A 23,439-nucleotide genomic window follows, 5' to 3' on the forward strand; every position below is an offset into this window, starting at 1 on the left:
GCGAGAGCGTCACGTGCTGATTTCTGCAGGGGTCGATACAGATCGGTAGGAGGATCTCATGAATGACATTGCAGCGGTGATTGATCTTGCGCAGTTCCGGCGCGAGGTCGAAACCGAAACCACGAAGACGATGTGCCCGACGGCCATTGCGATCGAGAAGAACATCCCGATCTATGACGGCGCGTCCGTCAACGATGCCATCGGCCTGGAATGGGCCTCGGTCATCGGCGAGGGGCCGGGTGTCTTCGTGGTGAAGCGCGCTTTCACCGATCCTGGCGCCATCGATGCGGCCAGTGACGTGTTTCGCCAGATCATTGCCGACGAGCGTGCGGCAGGCACGGCGGCGGGCGATCACTTTGCCAAGGCCGGTGCCAATGACCGTATCTGGAACAGCCTGCAGAAGCTGTGCCTGCGCAATCCCGCCGTCTACGCCCGCTACATGGCCAATCCGGTGATTGATATTGCCTGCCGCGCCTGGCTCGGCCCGGGTTACCAGATCGCGACGCAGGTCAATCAGGTGCGCCCCGGCGGCAAGGCGCAGGCGCCGCATCGCGATTACCACCTCGGCTTCATGAAGCCGGAGCAGATGGCAGAGTATCCGACGCACATCCACGCCACCGGCCCGACCCTCATCCTGCAGGGCGGCGTCGCCCATTGCGACATGCCCGTCGAGAGCGGAACGACGAAGCTGCTGCCGCATTCGCAGCGCTACCTGCCGGGTTACGTCGCCGCCACGCGGCCGGAATTCCAGGCCTATTTCGAAGAACATTGCGTCCAGCTTCCACTGGAAAAGGGCGACGCCATCTTCTTCAGTCCGGCGCTGTTCCATGCTGCCGGCGAGAACCGGACGTCGGATGTCGTGCGCATGGTGAACCTCATCCAGACGGCATCGGCTTTCGCCCGCCACATGGAAAATCTCGACCGTACCGCCATGGCCCGCGCCGTCTATCCACATCTGGCGGCACTTTCGCCCGAGGGACGGCGGGCGGTGATTGCCGCGACCGCGGACGGTTATCCGTTTCCGACCAATCTCGACACCGACCCGCCGCTTGGCGGTCTCGCACCGGAAAGCCAGCAGGAGCTGCTTGCCCGGGCCGTCGTGGAAGGTTGGGATGAGGCGCAGCTCGACGCAGCGCTTGCCGCACAGGGCGCCAAGCGCGCCGCTTAAAAGTTACCCGCAATGGCTTCGGGCGGGGAGGAAACAGGAAGCCAATTTCGGGAGGAAATCGTTCATGAAGAAAATTCTGCAATCGCTCGCCCTCGGCGCGCTGCTTGCCACGACGGCGTTTGCCGGTATCGCCAATGCGGACGGCGAGAAATTCGTCTGGATCAGCCATGGCCCGGATAGCGACAGCTGGTTCAACGTCATCAAGAACGCGATCAAGGTCACGAACGAGCAGATGGGCGTTACGACCGAATATCGTAACCCGCCGAGCGGCGACCTTGCCGACATGGCGCGCCTCGTGCAGCAGAGCTCGGCGGCCGGCGTCGACGGCATCATCGTCACGATCGCCGATTTCAACGTGCTGGAAGGACCGATCAAGGATGCCGTTGCCAAGGGCATTCCGGTCGTCACCGTCAATTCCGGCACGGTGGAAGAAAGCCAGAAGCTCGGCGCACTGATGCATGTCGGCCAGCCGGAATACGAAGCGGGCCTCGGTGCCGGCAAGCGCGCGAAGGAGGCGGGCATCAAGAGCTTCCTCTGCGTCAACCACTATATCACCAACCCCGCTTCCGTTGAGCGGTGCCGCGGCTTTGCAGAAGGCATCGGTGTGGAACTCGGCAACCAGATGGTCGATTCCGGCATCGACCCGTCGGAAGTTCAGAACAAGGTGAAAGCCTATCTCACCGCCAATCCCGATACCGGCGCGATCCTGACGCTCGGCCCCAACTCGGCCGAACCGTCGATCCGGGCGGTCAAGGAGATGGGCCTCGACGGCGACCTCTATTTCGGCACCTTCGACCTCTCCGCAGAAATCTCCGCGGCCATCAAGGACGGCACGATCAACTTCGCGATTGACCAGCAGCCGTTCCTGCAGGGCTCGATCCCGATCCAGGTGCTGACGAACTTCGTCCGCTACGGTGTGACGCCGTCGAACTCCATCTTCACCGGCCCGGGCTTCGTGACGAAGGACAACATCGCGCTCGTCGAGTCGCTGGCAGGCCAGTACCGCTGATCTGACGGATTTTTGGCGCGCACCGGCTCATTGCCCGTGCGCGCCAAAAAAATGCTTCTGAGGGAGGAAATGCATTCATGACGGACGTCATTCCGGACGCGCTGAAGGACGAGCGCATCAAACCCGTCTCGCCGCTCAGGCGCGCGCTGATCCGGCCCGAGCTTGGCGGCATCTGCGGCACCATCCTGGTCTTCCTGCTGTTTGCGGTGATTGCCGGCGACAGCGGCATGTTCGCTGCCGAGGGCGTGATGAACTGGACGGTGGTTTCGGCCCAGTTCATGGTCATCGCGGTGGGCGCCTGCCTTCTGATGATCGCCGGCGAGTTCGATCTTTCCACCGGTTCGATGATTGGTTTTTCCGGCGTCATGATGGCCATTCTGTCGGTCCATCTCGGGGTGCCGCTCTGGCTCGCCATCATCGCGACCTTCGTCTTCTGCGTCCTGCTTGGCGGTGTGAACGGCTGGCTGGTCATCCGCACCGGCCTGCCGTCCTTCATCGTGACACTCGCCTTCCTCTATATCCTGCGCGGGTTGACCATCTGGGGCTCGATCTATTTTACCCGCCAGACGATCATCGGCGGCGTTGCCGAAAAAGCGGCTACCGACTGGCTCGCTCCGGTCTTCGGCGGCAAGGTTTTAGGCTGGCTCTTCACCTGGATGGGGGAGGCGGGATGGATCGCCACCTTCACCCGCGGCAATCGCGCCGGGCAGCCGGTCATCGACGGTATTCCGATGCTCGTCGTCTGGGCGATCGTGCTCGTGGTCTTCGGTCACTGGCTGCTTACCCGCACCAAGTTCGGCAACTGGATTTTTGCCGCCGGCGGAGACGCGCTCGCCGCGCGCTACGTCGGCGTGCCGGTCAATCGCGTAAAAATCCTGATGTTCATGTTCTCCGCCTTCTGCGCCGTCGTCTTCGCCACCTGCCAGGTGATGGAATTCGGCTCGGCGGCGGCCGACCGCGGCCTGTTGAAAGAGTTCGAGGCGATCATCTGCGTGGTCATCGGCGGCGCGCTGCTCACCGGCGGCTACGGCTCGGTCATCGGGGCGGCACTCGGGGCCATCATTTTCGGCGTGGTGCAGCAGGGCCTATTCTTCGCCAATGCGGAAAGCTCGCTCTTCCGGGTGTTCCTCGGCGTCATCCTGCTGACGGCCGTGATCATGAACACCTACATCCGCCGCATCATCACGGGAGAACGCTGATGTCCGCCATCGTGGAGATGAGAAACATCACGAAGCATTTTGGCCATGTCATTGCGCTGGCCGGTGTCTCCTTCGACGTCAAGGCCGGCGAATGCCACTGCCTGCTCGGTGACAACGGTGCCGGAAAATCGACCTTCATCAAGATCATGTCCGGTGTCTACAAGCCGAGCGGCGGGGAGGTGCTGGTGGAAGGCGCGCCGACGCTGTTCCAGAGCCCGCGGGACGCCATGACGGCGGGCATCGCCACGGTCTATCAGGACCTTGCTATGATCCCGCTGATGAGCGTCAGCCGCAATTTCTGGATGGGGCGGGAGCCGGAGCGCGGCGTCTGGCCGTTCAAGACGTTCGATACGGACAGGGCCGATGACATCACCGTCAAGGAAATGCGCAAGATGGGCATCAGCCTGCGTGGGCCGGACCAGGCGGTGGGTACGCTCTCCGGCGGCGAGCGCCAGACGGTGGCGATTGCGCGAGCGGTCTATTTCGGCGCCAAGGTGCTGATCCTCGACGAACCGACCTCCGCGCTCGGCGTGCGCCAGACGGCGAATGTGCTGAGCACGATCGATCGGGTGCGCAAGCAGGGCATCGGTGTTGTCTTCATCACCCACAACGTCCGTCACGCGCTCGCTGTCGGTGATCGCTTCACGGTGCTGAACCGCGGCCAGACGCTCGGTACCGCCGAACGCGGCACCGTGGATGCGGCAGCCTTGCAGGACATGATGGCCGGCGGGCAGGAACTGGCGCTGCTGGAATCCTCGCTCGGCGGGACGATCTGAAACGGACGTGCCGGCTCGGGCCGGCACGTCCCGTCGCTCTATTGACGAACCACCTCGTAACCGGCGGCAGCCATAACGCGGAGGAGTTCCTTATGGCCGATCTTCGCCATGTCGAGCGGTGGATTGTGAGTGGGATCCTGTTCCGCCTCGACGACGAACCAGCCCTCATAGCCGTGGGAGGCGAGGCGCTTGACGATGGCTTCGAAATCGAGGCTGCCGTCGCCGGGAACCGTGAAGGCGCCCTTGATGACGGCGTCGAGGAAGCTTTCGCGCGCTCGATCGAGCGCGTCGATCACCGGCAGGCGGACATCCTTGGTGTGCACATGGGTGATGCGGCTGTGATGCTTGTCGATGACGCGCAGGACGTCGCCGCCTGCAAAGGCCATGTGGCCGGCATCGAAGAGCAGCGGCAAGCCTTCGCCGGAATGTTTCATCAGGAGATCGAGTTCTTCCTCGGTCTCGATCGGCGCCGCCATGTGATGGTGGTAGGAGATCGGCATGCCCTGCTCGGAACACCATTCGCCGAACGCCGTCATCTTGCGACCGTAGGCCTTGATCTCGTCCTCGGAAAGTTTACGTTTGGTGGCAAGCGGCGCGTTGCGGTCGCCCTGAATGGTGCCGGCCGTCTCGCCGTAGACGATGCAGGGAGCGTCGACCGCCTTGAACAGCGCCATCTGCTCGGCGATCCGGTCCTTCTCCGCTTCGATGTCGCCATCGAGCAGCAGGCCGGAGAACCAGCCGCCGCAAACCTGGATGCCGTGCTTGTCGAGGATGGGGCGCAGGATCTTCGCGTCCATCGGGAACCGGCGGCCGGTCTCCATGCCGGTAAAACCGGCTTGCGCGGCCTCGGCAAGGCATCCTTCCAGCGAAATGTCGCTGCTGATTTCCGGCAGGTCGTCGTTCCACCAGGCGATGGGGGCAATGCCGAGTTTGGCTTTCATGGTCGGGCTCCGGGTAAGGGGTTTCGGGTGTCTGAAAAACAAATATTGACACTTGTGTATTTTTGCAATGATAATTGCATTAAACAAAATGCGCATCATCCAGGGAACAGGGAAAATGAAAAAGAAGCTCCGTCTTGGCCTTATCGGGTCGGGTTTCATGGGCAAGACGCATGTCTTCGGCTTCGCCGCCGCCGAGCGGGTGTTCGATCTGCCCTATGAGGTGGAACTTGCCACGATCGCCGATGTGACCATGGCGCAGGCGGAAGCCGCGCGCGCGGCCTTCGGTTTCGAGCGCGCCACGGATGACTGGCGCAGCCTGGTGGCGGATCCCGATATCGATGTCATCGACATTACGGCCCCGAATGCGCTGCACAAGGAGATGGCGCTTTCGGCCATCGCCGCCGGCAAACACGTCTATTGCGAAAAACCGCTCGCCCCGCTGGCTGCCGATGCGCGGGAGATGGCCGAAGCGGCGGAGAAGGCTGGCATCAAGACGCAGGTCGGCTTCAACTATCTTTGCAACCCGATGCTCAGCCTCGCCAGGGAGATGATCGCGGGCGGGGAACTGGGCGAAATCCGTGGTTACCGTGGCCTCCATGCGGAGGACTATATGGCCGATGCAAGCGGCCCGTTCACGTTCCGGCACGATCCCGCCGGTGGCGGTGCCCTGGCGGATATCGGCAGCCACGCGCTGGCGACGGCGGAATTCCTGATGGGACCGATTACGAAGGTCATGGGCGACTGCGTCACGATGATCGCGAGCCGCCCCGATGGCAAGGGCGGTGTGCGGCCGGTCGAGACGGACGATGTCGGCAGCGCCTTCCTGCGCTTTGCCAACGGCGCGACCGGCTCCATCGAGGGCAACTGGATCGCAACCGGCCGCAAGATGCAGCACGATTTCGAAGTCTACGGCACGAAGGGCGCGCTTGCCTTTTCACAGGAGCGCTTCAACGAGCTTCATTTCTATTCGACGGCCGACGCGAAGGGGCGGCAAGGTTTCCGGCGGATTGAGGCCGGCCCCGACCACGCGCCCTATGGCCGCTTCTGTGTCGCTCCCGGCCACCAGCTTGGCTTCAACGATCTGAAGGCCATCGAGGTCGCCGGCTATCTGGAGGCGATTGCAGGCCTTAGGCCCGAGCCGTTCAATTTCCGCGCTGGCCTGCGCATCCAGACGCTGGTGGAGACGATCCAGCAATCGTCGCGCGCCGGCGCATGGCTTGATGTGAATGGTGATTGACCGCAGGACGATGGTGGCGCAATAATAATTGCATATGGAGTTTTCCCGGCAATTCGTGCCGCGCTCGCCGGCACCGCGTCCGGCGCTCCATTCACCCCGAACAAGCTGTCCATCGTGCCGATTACGCTTGACGTGCAATTAAAATTGCGTCTTTGTGATAATGAAAACGAATGTTGCTGATCGGGTCTCCATCAGCAATCCGAGGAGGAAACATGTACGCGTCCTACGGCTTGTTCATCGATGGTGCCTGGTCAGGTCCCGCGACTGGCGCATCGACTGAAATCACGGATCCGGGCAATGGCGACGTCTTGGGTGTCGTTCCCGTGGCAAGCGTCGATGACACCAACAGGGCGATCAGCGTTGCGGACAAGGCTTTCCACGCGTGGAAGAGAATGCCGGCCTGGACACGCGCGGACCACTTGCACAAGGCGGCCGATGTGATGGCGGCGCGCACGGCCGAGGCTGCACGCCAGATCACGCTCGAAACCGGAAAGCCGCTGGCGCAGGCGGGTCGCGAATGGGCGCTCGCCGTCGACCAGTTCCGCTGGTACGCGGAGGAAGCCCGCCGCATCTACGGCCGTATCGTCGAAAGCCGCGTGCCGGGCGGCCGCCTGGAGGTCACGCATGAGCCCGTCGGCGTCGTCGCGGCCTTCACCGCGTGGAATTTCCCGGCGGCGTTGATTGCCCGCAAGGTCGCGCCCGCGCTTGCTGCCGGTTGCGCCGTCATCGTCCGTCCTTCCGTCGAGGTGCCGGGCGTGGCAATGGTCCTGTTCGATAGCCTGCGCGAAGCCGGCCTTCCGGCGGGCGTCGCCAACCTCCTGATCGGCCCGACTGGCAACACCTATAAGCCCATCATGGCCTCGCCGGTCGTGCGAAAGGTTTCGCTGACGGGATCGACGCGCGTCGGCCAGCAGATGATCCGCGACAGCGCCGAGACGGTGAAGCGCATCAGCATGGAACTTGGCGGCAATGCGCCGATGATCATCTTCGACGACGCCGATCTCGATAAGGCGCTCGATCTCGCGGTGCCGACGAAATACGCCAATGCCGGCCAAGTCTGCGTGACGCCCGATCGCTTCTACGTGCACGAAACGCTGCACGATCGCTTCGCCGAAGGCTTTGCTGCCCGCGCCCGCGCGCTAAAACTCGGCCATGGCCTTGACGAGGCGACGCAGGTGGGGCCGCTGATCAACGAGCGGCGCATCGCTGCAATCGAAGAAATCGTTGCCGACGCCAGCGACCGAGGCGGCAAGATTCTCGCGGGCGGCCGGCGCCCGGCGGATATGAATGCCGGCTTCTTCTTCGAGCCAACCGTCATCACCGGCCTGCCGGATGATGCCAAGGCAATCGCCGAGGAGAACTTCGGCCCCATCGCCGCCATCACGCCGTTTTCCAGCACGGATGAGGTTTTCGAGCGGGCGAATGCCTCCGAAATGGGCCTCTCCGCATACGTCTTCACCCGCGATGCCGGCCGGGCGCGCGAGGCTGCGGCGCGGCTGGAGGCGGGCATGGTCGGGGTCAACAGTTTTGCGCTTGCCGCCGCCGAGGCGCCGTTCGGCGGCATCAAGGCGAGTGGCATGGGTCGCGAAGGCGGTACCGAGGGCATCCTCGACTATTCCAACGTCAAGCTCGCGCAAATGCTGGTCTGAGGAGGCAGCCATGATCAAGAACGGTGTCAAACAACGCTGGGCCGAAGGCAAGCCCGTCCTCAACGGCTGGCTCTCCATCGCCAATTCCTTCAGTGCCGAAATCATGGCCGCGCAGGGCTACGACTCGCTCACCATCGACATGCAGCACGGCATCGTCGGTTACGACGGGGCCGTGCCAATGCTGCAGGCCATGCGGGCAAGCGGGGTGACGCCGCTGGTGCGCGTGCCGTGGCTCGATCCCGCCGACATCATGAAGGCGCTGGACGCCGGCGCCTATGGCGTCATCTGCCCGATGATCAACACGCGCGCCGAGGCCGAGCGGCTCGTCTCCTATGTGCGCTATCCGCCCAACGGCGTCCGCAGCTTCGGCCCAAGCCGGGCGCTGTTTTCCGCCGGTGCCGGATATGCCGCTGAAGCCGACGACGAAATGATCTGCCTCGCCATGATCGAGACCGCGCAGGCTTACGAGAACCTCGAAGACATCCTTGCAACCCCCGGTCTCGATGGCGTCTATATCGGCCCCGCCGACCTGACGCTGGGGCTCCAGGGCAAGCGCTACGCGCCCGGCTTCGACCGCCGCGAGCCGGAGATGATCGAGGCGATCAAGTCGATCCTCCATGCGGCCCACAGGGCCGGCAAGCGGGCGGCACTGCACAACGGCACGCCCGACTACGCGGCGGAAGCGGTGGGCTGGGGCTTCGATTTCGTGACGGTCACCAACGATGTCCGCCTTCTTGCAGGCGCTGCCGAGGCGAGCGTGCGGAAATTCCGTGATCTCGTGCAGGAGGTTGCTCCCGCCAACACGATCGACACGGGAGGATATTGAATGCCCAGGATCCTGGTGGCAGGCAAGATCCACGCGGACGGCCTTGCCGTTCTCAAATCCGCGCCCGGCGTGACGATCGACTATGTCGAGGAGGTCTCCGCGGCAAGCTACGCGCCGTTCCTCGTGACCGCCGATGCGCTGCTCATTCGCACCCAGCCGCTGTCGGCGGTGTTCATTGCCGATGCGCCGAACCTCAAGATCGTTTCGCGCCACGGCGTCGGCTACGATTCGGTCGACGTTACAGCCCTGAACGGCCGCGGCATCCCGCTTGCCGTCGTGGGGGATGTGAATTCTCGCGCCGTGGCCGAGCACGCCGTCATGCTGATGCTCTCGGCCGCGCGCCGCACGGTCCTCTTCGACCGCAAGATGCGGCAAGGCGATTGGAATTACCGTAACAGTTTGGATGCCGATGAGTTGGACGGTGGCACATTGCTGGTGGTCGGCTTCGGCCGCATCGGCAGGCGGCTGGCGCAGATTGCAACGGCGCTCGGCATGACCGTGCTTGCCTACGACAAGTTCCAGGCCGCGGACCAGATCGCGGCGGCCGGCGCAACGCCGGTGGATGACTTGCTTGATGGCCTTTCGCGCGCCGATGTGGTGTCGCTGCATGTGCCCAAGTCCGGCGCCGAGCCTTTGATTGGTGCGAGGGAGCTGGCCGTGATGAAACGCTCGGCCATTCTCGTCAACACCGCCCGCGGCGGCCTGATCGATGAAACGGCGCTGCTTTCCGCACTCAACGAGGGGCGGCTTGCCGCGGCTGGTCTCGACGTGCTCGATGCCGAACCGCCGGCGAATGACGATCCCATGCTCGCTTGTGACCGGGTGGTGCTATCCCCGCACAATGCCGGGCTCACCGAAGCCTGCGCGCGGCGCATGGCCATCTCGGCGGCGGCAAACATCCTCGATTTCTTCAGTGGCACGCTCGACCCGGCACTCGTCGTCAACCGCGCCGAGATTGCTCCGCGTCTTTCTCCGGTCGGCGGCTGATCATGGCGCTCCTGGTATTTCGCGACATCGCCAAATCCTATGGCATCGTGCCGGTGCTGAAGGGCATCGATCTCGTGGTGAAGCCGGGTGAGGTGCTGGCGCTCGTTGGTGAAAACGGTGCGGGTAAATCCACCCTCATGCGCATTGCCGCAGGGCTGGCGCCGCCGTCTTCGGGCACGATGCTGCTGGACGGCGCAGCTGCGCCGGCAACGCTGCATGCCGCCGAAGGCGCGGGCATCGTCATGGTGCATCAGGAATTCTGCCTGGCGCCCCATTTGACGGTGGCGGAAAACGTCTTTCTCGGCCGGGAAATCACACGCGGCCTCTTCACCGATCGCAAGGCGATGGAGATACGGGCGCGCGATTTGCTGGCTGAACTCGGTTCCGCGGCTCCCGTTCGAGCACGGTTGCGCGATCTCCCCGTCTCGGACTGGCAGATGATCGAGCTCGCAAAGGCCTTCGCCCGCCAGCCGAAACTCATCCTGATGGATGAACCGACCGCAGTGTTGTCGGCGACGGAGGCTGGCAACCTGTTCGCTCGTATCCGCGCGTTCCGCGAGACGGGCGGTTCGGTGATCTTCACCTCGCATCGCCTTGATGAGGTGAAGGATATCGCCGATCGCGTTGCGGTCCTGCGCGACGGCCAGATCGTGCGCGTCGAGAACACCAGCGATATTTCCGAGGATGCGATGGCCGAGGCGATGGTCGGGCGGCCGCTTGCGGAAATCTATCCACCCCGGCGCGGTGCGGCGGACCGAAAGGCATTGCTCAGCGTCGCCGGCCTCACATCGCCGGGCACCGTCGAGGAGGCGACGCTTGATATCCGCGAGGGTGAAGTGCTCGGCATTTCCGGACTCGTCGGCTCCGGCCGCACGGAACTTTTCGAAGCGCTCTTCGGGCTGCGACCGGCACGCTGCGGGTCCTTCGTGCTGCGTGGGGAGGCGCGCAAGCTGCCGGCGGCGCGCGAAGCCTGGGGGCTGAAACTCGCCTACCTGACGGAGGACCGCAAGGGCAAAGGCCTGCTGCTCGGCAAGTCGCTCGACCAGAACGTGGCGCTCACCAAGGGGGCGATCAACGGCGCGAGTTGGATCGATCGGCGGGCGGAGCGGCGAGATCTCGAAACCGCCGTCGGACGCTACGACATCCGCGCCGGCCGCCTCGACGTCACGGCCGGCGCGCTCAGCGGCGGCAACCAGCAGAAGGTGCTGATCGCCAAGACACTTGCCGTCGAGCCCGACCTGATCGTCTTCGACGAGCCGACGCGCGGCGTCGATATCGGCGCCAAGCAGCAGATCTACGAGATCATCGCCACGCTCGCCGCAGAGGGCAAGGCGATCGTCGTCATCTCGTCCGAGATGCAGGAGATCGTCGGGCTGTCCGACCGGGTGCTGGTCATGCGGCGTGGGCGCATTGCCGGCGAGCTTTCCGGCGACGCGATCAGCGAGACCGACATCATTCGATTTGCCATGGGCCTGGAAGACAAGGCCCCGCAGGAGGAGGCAAGCCATTGACCGACATTACCGCGACATCCGCCGGCACCGCAGCAGCGTCGCCGGGCCGCACCCTTGCGGGCATTTTCGAGGCTGCCGGCCCGCTGATTGCCCTCATCCTGCTGATGCTCATCGGTTCCCTGATGAGCGACAGCTTTCTCGGCGCGGAAAACCTCTCGAACGTTTTCACGCGCAGCGCCATCATCGGCATCATTGCGGTCGGCGCTACTTTCGTCATCACGGCGGGTGGGCTCGACCTTTCCGTTGGGTCACTCTCGGCGCTTGTCGCGGGTGTGACGATCATGTTCATGAATTCGGCGGCCGAGGTGCTGGGGCCGGGTTGGCAGCTCGTTGTCGCCGGCATCGTCTGCTCTCTTGTCGTTGGTGCCGCGGCCGGTCTTCTCAACGGGGTCATGATCGTCAAGGGGCGGGTGGAAGCCTTCATCGTAACGCTCGGCGCCATGGGCATCTTCCGTTCGGTCATCACCTGGCTTGCGGATGGTGGCTCCATCTCGCTCGATTTCTCGCTGCGCGATGCCGCACGCCCGATCTATTACGGTCAGGTTCTCGGCATCGCCGTGCCGATCCTCGTGCTCGGCGTCATCGCCGTCGTCGGCGAACTGGTGCTGCGGCGCATGCGCTTCGGCCGGCATGTGGCCGCCATCGGCTCGAACCGGCACGTCGCCTTCTATTCGGCGATCCCGGTCAACCGCGTGCGCATCCTCACCTACGTCATCCAGGGCCTCTGCGTCGCCGTCGCGACGGTAATCTACGTGCCACGCCTTGGTGCCGCGACCCCTTCGACCGGCCTGATGTGGGAACTGGAGGCGATTGCCGCCGTGATCATCGGCGGCACGGCGCTCAGCGGCGGCTTCGGCCGCATCTGGGGCACCATCGTCGGCGTGCTGATCCTAGGTTTCATCAGCAACATCCTCAACCTCACCGGCTTCATCAGCCCCTATCTCAACGGCGCATTCCAGGGGGCGATCATCATCATCGCAGTTCTCCTGCAACGCGACCGCTCGCAGGGCTGAACCTTCTTTTCGTTTCAACAGGGAGACACGTGAAATGTTCAACAGATTGAAATCCATGATCGCCGCGGGCGCGGTCGTCGCGGGGCTGGCAACGCCGGCATTCGCTGCCGACGCCGTCATCGGCGTCTCGATCCCGGCCGCCACGCACGGCTGGACGGGCGGCCTCAACTACCACACCAAGCGCACCATCGACCGGATGAAGGAAGCCTTCCCGAATATCGACTTCGTGCTGGCGACCTCGTCGAGCGCCACGCAGCAGGTCAACGATATCGAGGATCTGATGGCGCGCAACATCAATGCGCTCGTCGTCCTGCCCTTCGAATCCGATCCGTTGACGGAGCCGGTCAAGGCCGCCAAGGCCAAGGGCGTGTTCATCGCGACGGTCGACCGGGGTCTTGCCGAAGAAGGCATCGAAGACCTCTATGTCGGCGGTGACAACCCGCAATACGGCAAGGCGGCGGCCGAATACTTCAAGAAGAAGTTTCCCGATGGCGGCAAGATCGTCGTGATGCGCGGCATCCCGACCGCGATCGACAACATCCGCATCGACGCCTTCAACGCGGCGCTGAAGGATACCAAGATCGAAGTGCTCGACATGCAGTACGCCAACTGGAACCCGGACAAGGGTTTCGAGGTGATGCAGGACTATCTCCAGCGATTCCCTGAGATCGACGGCGTGTGGGCCGGCGACGACGATGCTGCACTCGGCGCCATCGAGGCGATCAAGCAGGCGGAGCGCAAGAACGTGACGGTACTGGGCGGTTCCGGCATGAACAAGGTGATCAAGCTGGTGATGGACGGCCACGACATGGTCGATGCCGACATCTTCTACCCGCCGACGCTGATCATTCCGGCGATCGAACTCGTCACCATGAAGTTCGCCACGCAGGCGCCGATCAACGGTCGCTACGTGCTCGGCAGCCCGCTGATTACCAAGGACAATGCGGCGGAATACTACTTCCCCGACGCCCCCTATTGAGGAATGACAGGGGTGCGCTCGTCAGGGCGCACCCCGTATCGTCGCCCCTGGAAGGGCCGCTGGACAGGTCCGCCGCGACAAGCGTTGCGGATTGTCGATTTTTGCAATACTGCACTGATCAGGCGATTGGACCGCGCGCAAGACACGTATGGAATGCCGCGGCCTCTTGCACATCACGCTTCAGGAGTTGCGCTGCATGCCACGGGTAAAACAGTCCGATCAGCCGCCACCGCGCACAGCCAACTACGAGACATTCGTCAATCTCGTCACGGAAGCCTATCCGGACTTGAGCGACCGTTTCCAGCAGGTTGCCCGCTTCATCACGCAGAACCCGAACGTTGTCGCGATGAAATCGATCAACGCGATTGCCGAGGAATGCGGCGCCCATCCCTCCATCCTCGTGCGCTTCGCCCAGAATTTCGGGTTTTCCGGTTTCAAGCAGCTCCAGGCCGTTTTCCAGACCCGCCTCTCGACGGCAGCCCCCGGCTATCGCGAGCGTATCAGCGCACTGGACGTCGATCTGGAGAAGAACAAGCGGAAGGGCAACCTTGGCTTCCTGCACGATCTGGTCGTTCGCGATATTGCAACGCTTCAGGAACTGCTGAGCTCGACGCCTGAGGAAAGCCTGTCCAAGGCGGCCAAGGTCATAAAGAGCGCGAATACGATCTTTATCGCCGGGCAGCTGCGCTCCGAGCCGATCGCGAAATTCCTCCGCTACGTGCTCTCCATGCTTCAGTTGCGGGTCATTCTGCTCGACCCTGCGGGCGGGCTCGCGCCCGAGATGGCGCAGGTCATGGGCAAGAAGGACGTGCTGATCGCAATCGCCTTCCGCCACTATGCCAAGGAAGTCGTGACGATCGCCGACGTTGCGGCACACAATGGCACGCCGATGGTTGCCATCACGGACAGCCAGCTATCTCCGCTTGCGAAGAATGCCAGCGTTCTGTTCACGATCCCGGAGGATGAATATTCGTTCTCGCGCTCGCTTGCGGCACCCATGTGCCTGACCCAGGCGATCGCCGTCGCCGTTGCAGCGCTGCTCCAGGAAGACAAGAAGGACTCGCCGCAAATTCCGACGGTGACGGGAAACCAGCGCCGCAAGCCCTGAGAAGGAATGCCCGCCATATCCATCTGGACCGGCGGGCAGGGGTCTCAGCCGACGATTTCGCGGATGTTGACGAACCGCCGCTCCGCACGTGAGAGATTTGCAGCCTCGGCAAGCGCCAGGGACTTCTCGCCGTCTTCAAAGGTGGCATCCGGCGTGGCGTTGGTTTCGACGCAGTCGATGAACGATTCCAGCCCCAGCGCATAGGCTTCCGCATAGCGCTCGATGAAGAAGTTGAGGAAGGGTTCTGCTGCGCCCGTCGCGGTTGGCCCGAACCGTTCAAGGCCGTGCGCGCGGCGGTTTCCGGAGATGAGCATGCCGTTTGAACCCAGGATCTCGACGCGCTGGTCATGGCCGTAGATCGCGGCGCGGGAGTTGTTGATGTGGCAGAGCTTGCCGCTTTCCGTGCGCAGAACGACCATGGTGGAGTCGATATCGTTCAGCTCCGCAAGCGTTGGGTCGATGAGCGCACTGCCCGCGGCGAAGACTTCGACGGGCTCTTCGCCCAGCATGAAGCGGGCGAGGTCGAAATCGTGGATGGTCATGTCCTTGAAGATGCCGCCCGATGCCTTCAGGTATTCGCGCGAGGCGAGGCCGGGGTCGCGCGACGTGATGATCACCTGGCGGATATCGCCGATCTCGCCGGAGCGCGCCGCATCGCGCGCCGCCCGGTGGCCCGGATCGTAACGGCGGTTGAAGCCAATCTGGATCGGCCTGTCGAAGCCCTTCAGCGCCGCCCGGCAGGCCTTGACCCGGGCAAGTGACAGGTCGATGGGCTTTTCGCAGAAGATGGCCTTGCCGGCTTTCGCGGATGCCTCGATGAGGTCCGCATGCGTCGGCGTGGACGTCGCGATCAGCACGGCATCGGCCTGCGCGATCGCCTCTTCGGCACTGCCGGCAACCATGCATCCGAACTGGCGGCCGACCTCTTCGGCGGCCGCGGAAACGGGATCGTAAACGGCTGCGAGTTCGGCTTTGCTTGAACGCACAATCGTGGCAGCATGCATCTTCCCGATGCGCCCGCAGCCGAGCAACGCAATCCTGATCATCAACTTCCTCCTGATGGTAATGCAAAAAAAGTTGCGCATTTGATATTCCGTCAATATTAATTCTGCAAGCCCGTTTTCGGGCAGGCGCAGATTTTGAGGGAGGGGATCATGACAGAGGTTTCAGGCAGCCAAGAATTTCCGCTGGCCGAGCGTCGTTTGCGGCTCGGCATCGTCGGTGGAGGGCAGGGCAGTTTCATTGGCAAGGTGCATGCGCGCGGCGCCCGCCTCTCCAATCGCTGGGATCTCGTTGCGGGCGCACTGTCGTCCCGGCCGCAGGTGGCGCTGGAATCCGGGCGTGCCTGGCTGCTCGCCGAGGACCGCATCTACACGGATTACCGGGTGATGGCCGAGCGCGAGGCGGCGCGGCCGGATGGCATCGATGCGGTGGCGATCACCACGCCGAACAATTCCCACCATGCCATCGCCTGCGCCTTCATGGAAAAGGGCATCGACGTCATCAGCGACAAGCCGCTGACGACGACGCTTGCCGATGCGCTCGATCTCGTGCGCCGGCAGAAGGAGACGGGTCTCGTCTTCGGCGTGACCTATGCCTATGCCGCCTCCGCCATGGTGCGGCAAGCCCGGGCGATGATCCGCGAGGGCGCGCTTGGAAAGTTGCAGCAGGTGCATGTCGAATATTTTCAGGAATGGGCGCTGACGCCTCTGAGCGATGCCGGTGCCGGCGCGCAATGGCGTGTCGATCCGTCGATCGTCGGCCCCACCTTCACGACCGGCGACATCGGCACCCATTGCCATCATCTCGGAGCCTTCGTCTGCGGCCGTCCCGTCACGGCGGTTCGGGCGGAGTTCCACACACTGGGCCCGCCGAAGGCGCTGGAAGACACGGCCTTCATGCATGTGCGCTACGAAGGCGACATTCCCGGCACCATCATGATCTCGCAGGTCGCGCCCGGCGCCCATTGCGGGCTGCGCATCCGGGTCTTCGGTGACAAGGCAAGCCTGGAATGGAACCAGGAAGAGCCTGAAATCCTGCATTTCCGCCGCTTCAACGAGCCGGCCCGCGTGCTGACGCGCGGCGAGGGGGCCGGCATCGGCGTGCATGCGGCGCGTTTCGTGCACATGCCGCGTGGCCACCCGGAGGCGCTGAGCGACGCCTGGGGCAATCTCTACGAAGAATTCGCGATTGCCGTCGAGGCACGCCGTCTTGGCAGGACCCTGCCCGCAGGGCTGCTGGAATATCCAACGGTGATGGACGGTGCGCTTGGCGTGAAGTTCATCGAGGCGGCGCTCGCATCGAGCCAGTCGGGCGGGCAATGGACGGATTGCACGCTGTCGATGTGAGTTGCAATAAGTATTGCAATATCTAGATTTATGAAATAATAAGTTCTGCGAAGAGGGCTGGCGCGGCAATGCCGGCTCAGGGAGGTTTTTTAAATGGGTACCGTTCGTCTCACCATGGCGCAGGCCCTGGTCCGCTATCTCTGCAACCAGTTTACTGAAATCGACGGCCGACACGAGCCGCTTTTCCCGGGCGTCTTTGCTATTTTCGGCCATGGCAACGTCACCTGCCTCTCGGAGGCGCTGGAGGCGGTCCAGGATACGCTACCGACCTGGCGTGGCCAGAACGAGCAGTCCATGGCGCTTGCCGCGATCGGTTTTGCCAAGGCGACGCGCCGGCGCCAGATCATGGTCGCGTGCAGCTCCATCGGTCCGGGTGCGCTGAACATGGTGACGGCTGCGGGCGTGGCGCACACCAATCGCCTTCCCATCCTGCTTTTGGCCGGTGACAGCTTCGTCAACCGCCGCCCCGATCCGGTGATGCAGCAGGTCGAGCATTTCGGCAATCCGACCATCACCGTCAACGATGCCTTCAAAGCCGTGACGCGCTACTGGGATCGCATCACCCATCCCGAACAGATCCTGTCCTCGCTACCGCAGGCGGTTGCCGTGATGCTGGACCCCGCCGATTGCGGGCCGGCCTTCCTCGGCCTGCCGCAGGATGTTCAGGAGATCGCCTGGGACTATCCGGAAAGCTTCTTCACGCCGACCGTGCACAAGGTGCCGCGCCCGCGGCCCGACCGCGACAGCCTTGCGGAAGCGATCCGCGTGCTGAAGGCAGCCAAGCGCCCGCTGATCATCTCCGGCGGTGGCGTGCGCTATTCCGGTGCGGAAACAGCGCTGGCCGATTTTGCGGAAAAGCATGGCATCCCGCTTTGCGAGACCATTGCCGGCAAGGGCACCGTCACCCACGACCATCCGGCCCATGTCGGCCCGATCGGCATCGTCGGCTCCACTTCGGCCAATGCGCTTGCCGGTGAGGCCGATGTGATTCTGGCGGTCGGCACACGCCTCATGGACTTCACGACGGGCTCCTGGACGGCCTTCTCGCCCGACGCCCGGTTCGTCTCGATCAATGCGGCGCGCTGGGATGCCAACAAGCATCGCGCCGTCGCCGTGGTGGGCGATGCGTTGGAAACTGTCGGTGAGCTTGAGGCCGCCATCGGCGACTACAAGGCCGACGCCGGCTGGACGGAAAAGGGCAGGCTCGAATTCGCCAAGTGGAACGATGCGCTCGACGGTTATCAGAAGCCGACGAACGCGCCCGTTCCGACCTATGCCCAGGTGGTCGGCATCGTCAATTCCAAGGCGAAGGACCGTGACCTCATCATCACCGCCGCCGGTGGCCTGCCGGGCGAGGTGATGAAGAACTGGCGCGTCAAGGCGCCGAACACCTTCGATTGCGAATTTGGCTTCTCCTGCATGGGCTACGAAATCGCCGCCGGCTGGGGCGCTGCCATGGCCGATCCCACACGCACACCGATCGTCATGATCGGCGACGGTACCTACATGATGATGAACTCGGACATCTACTCGACCGTGCTTTCCGGCCACAAGATGATCCTCATCGTCTGCGACAACGGCGGCTACGCCGTCATCAACCGCCTGCAGAATGCCAAGGGCGGCGCCTCGTTCAACAATCTCATCAAGGATTGCCGCGTCAAGGAGCCCTTCGCGGTCGACTTCGGCAAACATGCCGAGTCGATGGGCGCACTCACCCGCCATGTCGAGAGCCTTGCCGATCTCGGCGACGCGGTTGAATGGGCGCAGACGACGGACCGCACGACGGTGCTGACGATCGTCTCCGATGCCTTCACCTGGACCCCCGGCGATGCCTGGTGGGATGTCGGCGTGCCGCAGGTCAGCGAGCGGGCGGAAATCAATGCCGCGGCGAAAGACCAGCAGGAAGGTCGCAAGAACCAGCGCGTCGGCGTCTGATCGCGACACGACCTCGGCACCATACTCATCTGAAGGACGACAAGCATGAGAACCATCAAGGGTCCCGGCGTGTTTCTCGCGCAATTTGCCGGCGATGATGCCCCGTTCAACTCGCTGAAGGGACTGGCCGGCTGGGCTGCCGACAAGGGGTTCAAGGGTGTTCAGATCCCCACCTGGGATAGCCGGGTGATCGATCTCGAACGTGCGGCGGATAGCCAGGATTATGTCGACGAGATCAAAGGGACGCTCGGCGAGCATGGCCTCGTCGTGACGGACCTCGCCAGCCACCTGCAGGGGCAGCTCGTCGCCCTCCACCCGTCCTTCAACCTGCCGGCCGATTCGTTCGCGCCGGCCAAGGTCCACCGTGATCCAGTGGCCCGGCAGGAATGGGCCGTCAACCAGTTGCTCTGCGCGGCCAAAGCCTCGCGCCGGTTTGGCCTTGATCGCCATACGACCTTCAGCGGAACGCTCCTGTGGCCCTATTTCTATCCCTATCCGCAATGGCCGGACGGGTTGATTTCCGACGGCTTCGATGAACTGGCGTGGCGCTGGCGGCCGATCCTCGACGCGTTCGATCACGAGGGCGTCGATGTCTGCTACGAAATCCATCCGACCGAAGACCTGCATGACGGCCTGACCTTTGAGATGTTTTTGGAGCGCGTCGACAATCATGCGCGCTGCAACATCATGTACGACCCGAGCCACCTGGTTCTGCAGTCGATCGACTACCTCGCCTACATCGATCACTACCACCAGCGCATCAAGACCTTCCACCTCAAGGACGCGGAGTTCCGGCCAACCGGCAAGACGGGCGCCTATGGCGGGTATCAGCCGTGGGTCAACCGCGCCGGTCGCTTCCGTTCGCCCGGCGACGGACAGGTCGATTTCGGCGCGATTTTCTCGAAACTCACGGGTTACGGTTTTGATGGATGGGCCGTGCTCGAATGGGAATGCTGCCTGAAGAACTCGGAAGACGGCGCGGCCGAGGGCGCGCGCTTCATCCGCGATCACATCATCAAGGTCTCGGATCGCGCCTTCGATGATTTCGTTAAGTCCGGCGCGGACCGATCCGTCAACAATGAAATCCTCGGTATTTAAGGACTTTGGCCGTGTCGAACACTAACCTGTCCAACCGTCGTCTTCGCCTCGGCATGGTCGGTGGCGGCGAAGGCGCCTATATCGGCGGCATCCACCGCTTCGCCGCGCGTCTCGACAACCACTTTGATCTCGTGGCGGGCGCTTTCGATGTCGATGCCGAACGGGGCCACAGCTTCGCCGCCAAGAATTTTATCGATCGCGATCGCTCCTATGGCGACTATCTCGCCATGGTGGCGGGAGAGCGGGCACGCGATGATCACATCGATGTGGTGGCGATCTGCACGCCCAACCACACGCATTTCCCTATCGCCAAGGCGTTTCTCGAAGCGGGGTTCGACGTCATTTGCGAAAAGCCGATGACGACCACCATCGAGGATGCGATCGCGCTCCACGACCTGGCGCAAACGACGGGGCGCTTCCTGGGGGTGACCTACACCTACAGCGGCTATCCGATGGTTCATGAGGCGCAGGCCATGGTTGCGCGCGGAGACCTCGGCAAGGTCCGCGTGGTGCAGGTAGAATATCCGCTGGAGTGGATGGCGACCGGTATCGAACTGCAAGGCAACCAGCAGGCGGCCTGGCGCACAGACCCTAAGAAGAACGGGCGCGGCGGTTCGATCGGCGACATCGGCACGCATGCCTATCATCTCGCGGGCTTCGTAACCGGATTGAAGGCGGAGGCCGTCGCCGCCGACCTCGCAACGTTTGTCGAGGGCCGCGCACTGGACGACAACGCCCATGTGATGATCCGCTACGAAGGCGGCGCGCGGGGCCTTCTATGGTCCTCTCAGGTGGCGATCGGCCAGTCGAACGGCTTGAGGTTGCGGGTTTTCGGCGAGAAAGGCCGCCTCGCCTGGCATCAGGAACAGCCGAATGAACTGGTCTTCACGGGGCTCTTCGCCGCCCCGGAAACGATCAAGCGCGGTCGCGACGATCTCACCGATGGTGCGCGCGTTCGAACCCGCACACCGCCGGGCCATCCCGAAGGTTACATCGAAGCGTTCACGAACCTCTATTCCGGCTTCGCCGCCATCATCCGGGCCAAGGAGAGCGGAGCCTCGGCCGGACCGTTCGGGGAGGGGATCCCTTCCTCCTATGACGGGCTCAAAGGCGTGGCCTTCGTCGACGCCGTCGTTGACAGCCATGAGAAGCACAATGGCGGATGGTTGCCGCTGCAGTTCGCCTAGAGCGCGCACTGGACGAACCAAACCGTAAGACATCGCGCAGGCGCAGGAGAGGAAATTCGAATGGCACAGTTTGAAAACAAGATCATCGTCGTGACCGGCAGCACCCAGGGGCTTGGTGCCGCAACAGCAAGGCTTCTTGCGGAGCGCGGCGCGAAGGGGCTGGTCATTTGCGGGCGATCTGAAGAAAAGGGTGCGGCGCAGGCGGCCCAACTTGAAGCCCTGGGCGCGAAAACCGTCTTCGTGAAAGCCGATCTATCTGATGTGGACGACTGCAAGTCCGTCATCGCCGCCGCCGACAAGACATTCGGCCGGCTCGACAGCCTGGTCAATGCGGCCGGCATGACAAATCGCGGCACGATCCTCAACACCAGCCCGGAACTCTTCGACCAGCTGTTCGCGGTCAACACCCGGGCACCGTTCTTCCTCATGCAAAGCGCAATCGAGCTTTTCAAGCGCGACGGCGTTGCCGGAACGATCGTCAACATCTCGACCATGTCCTCGATGGGCGGACAGCCGTTCCTGGCCGCCTACAGCGCCTCCAAGGGCGCTCTTGACACACTCACGCGCAACACCGCCTACGCCGCCCTCAGAAACCGCATCCGCGTCAACAGCCTCAACATCGGCTGGATGGCATCCGAAGGCGAAGACAGGACGCAGCGCGAACTGGATGGCCAGCCGGCCGACTGGCTCGAGAAAGCCGTCATCGCCCAACCCAATGGCCGCCTGATCGATCCGAATGAAGTTGCCCGCGCAATCGCATTCCTCGCATCGGAAGAGTCCGGCTTGATGACCGGCGCGATCATCAATTTCGACCAGGCGATCTGGGGCGCCTATGACAGCCTGCCCCATGCGAGTGCCGCTCTGTAAATACCTCTCATCAGTTCGCCGAACCGGACGGCCAACTGATGGACTGAATTGTGTAATACGGCCAACAGCGCTTTCCAAAAACTGCGGGTTGGCGGTTCAAATCCCTTCAAGGTGGAGAATTGCGACCTTGCCTCCAAGTTTTATCCAGTTTTGAGTTCGATCCAGCGGTTTTGGGTTGCTGTATTCGGGGCGGTATCGACCGGATCGCCTCCGCCATCGATTTGCCTTGCGCATTCAGCACATCACCCTGACTTAGTTTCGCGAAAATCTCTTCTATCTTGTGTCTTTTCGCTGCCATTTCAATGTCCTTCTGAGGCTCGTAAGACATACTCCAAGAAGGATCACTTTTCGCCACATCTGGGTTGCGGACATTGTCGCGTTCTGGAAAATGCTGGCGGGCAAGGAAGATGGTTCGGCAAGCGGGAAAGTATCCGATCGTGCCTACCGCGAATGCATACTCTGGCTCGGCTCTATGCCCTTCAGGCTCTGGGCGAAGGGCATATGCGCAATGTCGAGCCGGAAAGGCGCCTGTTTTTCTGTCTGTCTTTCGCGTATTCTTGAAAACATCTTCGACTAGGAATTGTCGGTAAGTCTGAATGCCAAGCTCGGTCAGCTCTGGCTGGATCCTGCTCATGGTCATCGCGATATCATCTGGCGTTTCGGCCGCCTGCCGTACCACAATTCCATGCTCGGCACGCATCGTGACACCTGATGAAGCAGACTGCCTGAAGCACGGTGGGTTCCAAGGATGATACATCACGACCAAGAGATCGGGGACCAAGGAGTGATCAGCATATGCCCGCATCTGATCTTAAGGTCGAAACTCCTTCGACTTGAAACGCAAGCCGCGCCGTATCCTGTCGGTCGTTTTCAGTAAGAGGCAGCTGAAAGGCTTTTCCGCAGCTTCTTTGCTTAGAAAGTGATGCGGCCTTCCTTATGTTCACGGCAATCCGGCACCAGGTGGACCTCGCTTCACTGAATGGCGGCGAGGTGATGTTCGATACCCATAGTGATCCGCGCACGCCGGGCGACGCCTATTCCGACGATCTCATCAGTCTCGGCTTCGTGCACCGTGCTAGGTTCCGCGCGATACGTAAGAACACGCTACCAATCAGCGCTGCCGATGTGAATGGCTATGACGTGGTCTGGGGCGCCGGCGGCGGTCCGCTCCTGGCGTTCGAGGATGACGTCGCGTTGCATGCGTTGATCGTCTCTTTCTATGAACGGGAAGAGCTCGTCGCTCCTTCTGTGGATCCGCCGCTCCAACGGCCGGCTGCTCGCCGAGGGTAGGAAATGGGCCGATTTCACCAATGAGTAGGAAGAGAAAATGAACGTCGTCATCGGCATGACGTTGAGCGACTACACCATTCATAGCGAGGCGGCCCACACTGGCGAAGAGGAGGCGGATGCCAGGTCCAGGTGTAGATGCATGGGGCCAGATCGAAGCACTGCTGGGCGTTACCTCACACTCTCAGCAGGAAGATCGATCGGGCGGTTCTCGAAATGGCACTCTGACCGGAATAATTGGTATCGACACAGCAAATCCGGCATCAACCGAAGCACATGGGTGAGGCTGAGGCAGACCTTTTGAACGATCACCG

At 62.7% G+C, this 23,439-nt stretch carries 21 protein-coding genes; 18 read left to right on the plus strand and 3 right to left on the minus strand.

The window, feature by feature from the left end:
* Positions 1-58: 58 nt before the first annotated feature.
* The 4 genes from AC1RT2_RS15860 to AC1RT2_RS15875 all read left to right on the plus strand — a co-directional run bounded on the left by AC1RT2_RS15860 (position 59) and on the right by AC1RT2_RS15875 (position 4,152).
* Positions 59-1,168 (plus strand): phytanoyl-CoA dioxygenase family protein, encoded by a 1,110-nt coding sequence (locus AC1RT2_RS15860; RefSeq protein WP_493103341.1) that lies wholly within the window; start codon positions 59-61, stop codon positions 1,166-1,168.
* A 64-nt stretch (positions 1,169-1,232) separates the two neighbouring features.
* The gene (locus AC1RT2_RS15865) at positions 1,233-2,177 is read left to right on the plus strand and encodes a sugar ABC transporter substrate-binding protein (RefSeq protein ID WP_257947775.1); all 945 of its coding nucleotides are present in this window, start codon (positions 1,233-1,235) and stop codon (positions 2,175-2,177) included.
* A 77-nt stretch (positions 2,178-2,254) separates the two neighbouring features.
* Positions 2,255-3,376 (plus strand): ABC transporter permease, encoded by a 1,122-nt coding sequence (locus tag AC1RT2_RS15870; RefSeq protein WP_493103344.1) that lies wholly within the window; start codon positions 2,255-2,257, stop codon positions 3,374-3,376.
* On the plus strand, positions 3,376-4,152 hold the full coding sequence (locus tag AC1RT2_RS15875) for an ATP-binding cassette domain-containing protein (RefSeq protein ID WP_493103346.1): 777 nt from the start codon (positions 3,376-3,378) through the stop codon (positions 4,150-4,152). The genes AC1RT2_RS15870 and AC1RT2_RS15875 overlap by 1 nt, the downstream gene beginning before the upstream one ends.
* Before the next feature lie 38 nt (positions 4,153-4,190).
* Here the strand turns inward: AC1RT2_RS15875 and iolE are convergent, their stop codons facing one another.
* The gene (gene iolE, locus AC1RT2_RS15880) at positions 4,191-5,093 is read right to left on the minus strand and encodes a myo-inosose-2 dehydratase (protein WP_493103348.1); all 903 of its coding nucleotides are present in this window, start codon (positions 5,091-5,093) and stop codon (positions 4,191-4,193) included.
* A 115-nt stretch (positions 5,094-5,208) separates the two neighbouring features.
* On the opposite strand from iolE, the gene AC1RT2_RS15885 reads away from it, so the two are divergent.
* The 8 genes from AC1RT2_RS15885 to AC1RT2_RS15920 all read left to right on the plus strand — a co-directional run bounded on the left by AC1RT2_RS15885 (position 5,209) and on the right by AC1RT2_RS15920 (position 14,403).
* Positions 5,209-6,330, plus strand: a complete 1,122-nt coding sequence (locus AC1RT2_RS15885; RefSeq protein ID WP_493103350.1) for a Gfo/Idh/MocA family protein — start codon at positions 5,209-5,211, stop codon at positions 6,328-6,330.
* A gap of 212 nt (positions 6,331-6,542) precedes the next feature.
* The gene (locus AC1RT2_RS15890; protein WP_493103352.1) at positions 6,543-7,979 is read left to right on the plus strand and encodes an NAD-dependent succinate-semialdehyde dehydrogenase; all 1,437 of its coding nucleotides are present in this window, start codon (positions 6,543-6,545) and stop codon (positions 7,977-7,979) included.
* 10 nt (positions 7,980-7,989) lie between these two features.
* On the plus strand, positions 7,990-8,805 hold the full coding sequence (locus AC1RT2_RS15895) for an HpcH/HpaI aldolase family protein (protein WP_493103354.1): 816 nt from the start codon (positions 7,990-7,992) through the stop codon (positions 8,803-8,805).
* Entirely contained in the window at positions 8,806-9,792 is a 987-nt protein-coding gene (locus AC1RT2_RS15900) for a hydroxyacid dehydrogenase (protein WP_493103356.1), read from the plus strand. It begins immediately after the preceding gene.
* Positions 9,793-9,794: 2 nt separating this feature from the next.
* Positions 9,795-11,303: a sugar ABC transporter ATP-binding protein gene (locus tag AC1RT2_RS15905; protein ID WP_493103358.1), complete on the plus strand. Its 1,509-nt coding sequence runs from the start codon at positions 9,795-9,797 to the stop codon at positions 11,301-11,303.
* Positions 11,300-12,316 (plus strand): ABC transporter permease, encoded by a 1,017-nt coding sequence (locus AC1RT2_RS15910; RefSeq protein WP_493103360.1) that lies wholly within the window; start codon positions 11,300-11,302, stop codon positions 12,314-12,316. The genes AC1RT2_RS15905 and AC1RT2_RS15910 overlap by 4 nt, the downstream gene beginning before the upstream one ends.
* A 34-nt stretch (positions 12,317-12,350) precedes the next feature.
* Positions 12,351-13,295, plus strand: a complete 945-nt coding sequence (locus AC1RT2_RS15915) for a substrate-binding domain-containing protein (protein WP_493103362.1) — start codon at positions 12,351-12,353, stop codon at positions 13,293-13,295.
* Positions 13,296-13,491: 196 nt separating this feature from the next.
* Positions 13,492-14,403 (plus strand): MurR/RpiR family transcriptional regulator, encoded by a 912-nt coding sequence (locus tag AC1RT2_RS15920; protein WP_069063817.1) that lies wholly within the window; start codon positions 13,492-13,494, stop codon positions 14,401-14,403.
* 44 nt (positions 14,404-14,447) lie between these two features.
* On the opposite strand, the gene iolG is transcribed toward AC1RT2_RS15920, so the two are convergent.
* Complete coding sequence (gene iolG / locus AC1RT2_RS15925) at positions 14,448-15,449, minus strand: inositol 2-dehydrogenase (RefSeq protein ID WP_493103364.1); 1,002 nt, start codon at positions 15,447-15,449, stop codon at positions 14,448-14,450.
* A 108-nt stretch (positions 15,450-15,557) separates the two neighbouring features.
* On the opposite strand from iolG, the gene AC1RT2_RS15930 reads away from it, so the two are divergent.
* The 5 genes from AC1RT2_RS15930 (at position 15,558) to AC1RT2_RS15950 (ending at position 21,838) form a co-directional block, all read left to right on the plus strand.
* Positions 15,558-16,751: a Gfo/Idh/MocA family protein gene (locus AC1RT2_RS15930; RefSeq protein WP_493103366.1), complete on the plus strand. Its 1,194-nt coding sequence runs from the start codon at positions 15,558-15,560 to the stop codon at positions 16,749-16,751.
* 93 nt (positions 16,752-16,844) lie between these two features.
* Positions 16,845-18,686, plus strand: coding sequence for a 3D-(3,5/4)-trihydroxycyclohexane-1,2-dione acylhydrolase (decyclizing) (gene iolD / locus AC1RT2_RS15935; protein ID WP_493103368.1), 1,842 nt, complete (start codon positions 16,845-16,847; stop codon positions 18,684-18,686).
* 45 nt (positions 18,687-18,731) lie between these two features.
* Entirely contained in the window at positions 18,732-19,784 is a 1,053-nt protein-coding gene (locus AC1RT2_RS15940) for a sugar phosphate isomerase/epimerase family protein (protein ID WP_493103370.1), read from the plus strand.
* Positions 19,785-19,837: 53 nt separating this feature from the next.
* Positions 19,838-20,971 (plus strand): Gfo/Idh/MocA family protein, encoded by a 1,134-nt coding sequence (locus AC1RT2_RS15945; protein WP_493103512.1) that lies wholly within the window; start codon positions 19,838-19,840, stop codon positions 20,969-20,971.
* A gap of 60 nt (positions 20,972-21,031) precedes the next feature.
* The gene (locus AC1RT2_RS15950) at positions 21,032-21,838 is read left to right on the plus strand and encodes an SDR family oxidoreductase (RefSeq protein WP_493103375.1); all 807 of its coding nucleotides are present in this window, start codon (positions 21,032-21,034) and stop codon (positions 21,836-21,838) included.
* A gap of 106 nt (positions 21,839-21,944) precedes the next feature.
* Here AC1RT2_RS15950 and AC1RT2_RS15955 read toward each other — a convergent pair whose 3' ends face one another.
* Positions 21,945-22,538, minus strand: a complete 594-nt coding sequence (locus tag AC1RT2_RS15955; protein WP_493103377.1) for a hypothetical protein — start codon at positions 22,536-22,538, stop codon at positions 21,945-21,947.
* A 236-nt stretch (positions 22,539-22,774) separates the two neighbouring features.
* Between AC1RT2_RS15955 and AC1RT2_RS15960 the strand changes: the two genes are divergently transcribed.
* Positions 22,775-23,128 (plus strand): type 1 glutamine amidotransferase family protein, encoded by a 354-nt coding sequence (locus tag AC1RT2_RS15960; protein ID WP_493103379.1) that lies wholly within the window; start codon positions 22,775-22,777, stop codon positions 23,126-23,128.
* The last annotated feature ends 311 nt before the right edge of the window (positions 23,129-23,439 follow it).

The sequence above is a fragment of the Shinella sp. GW821-FHT11G07 genome, assembly GCF_058808115.1.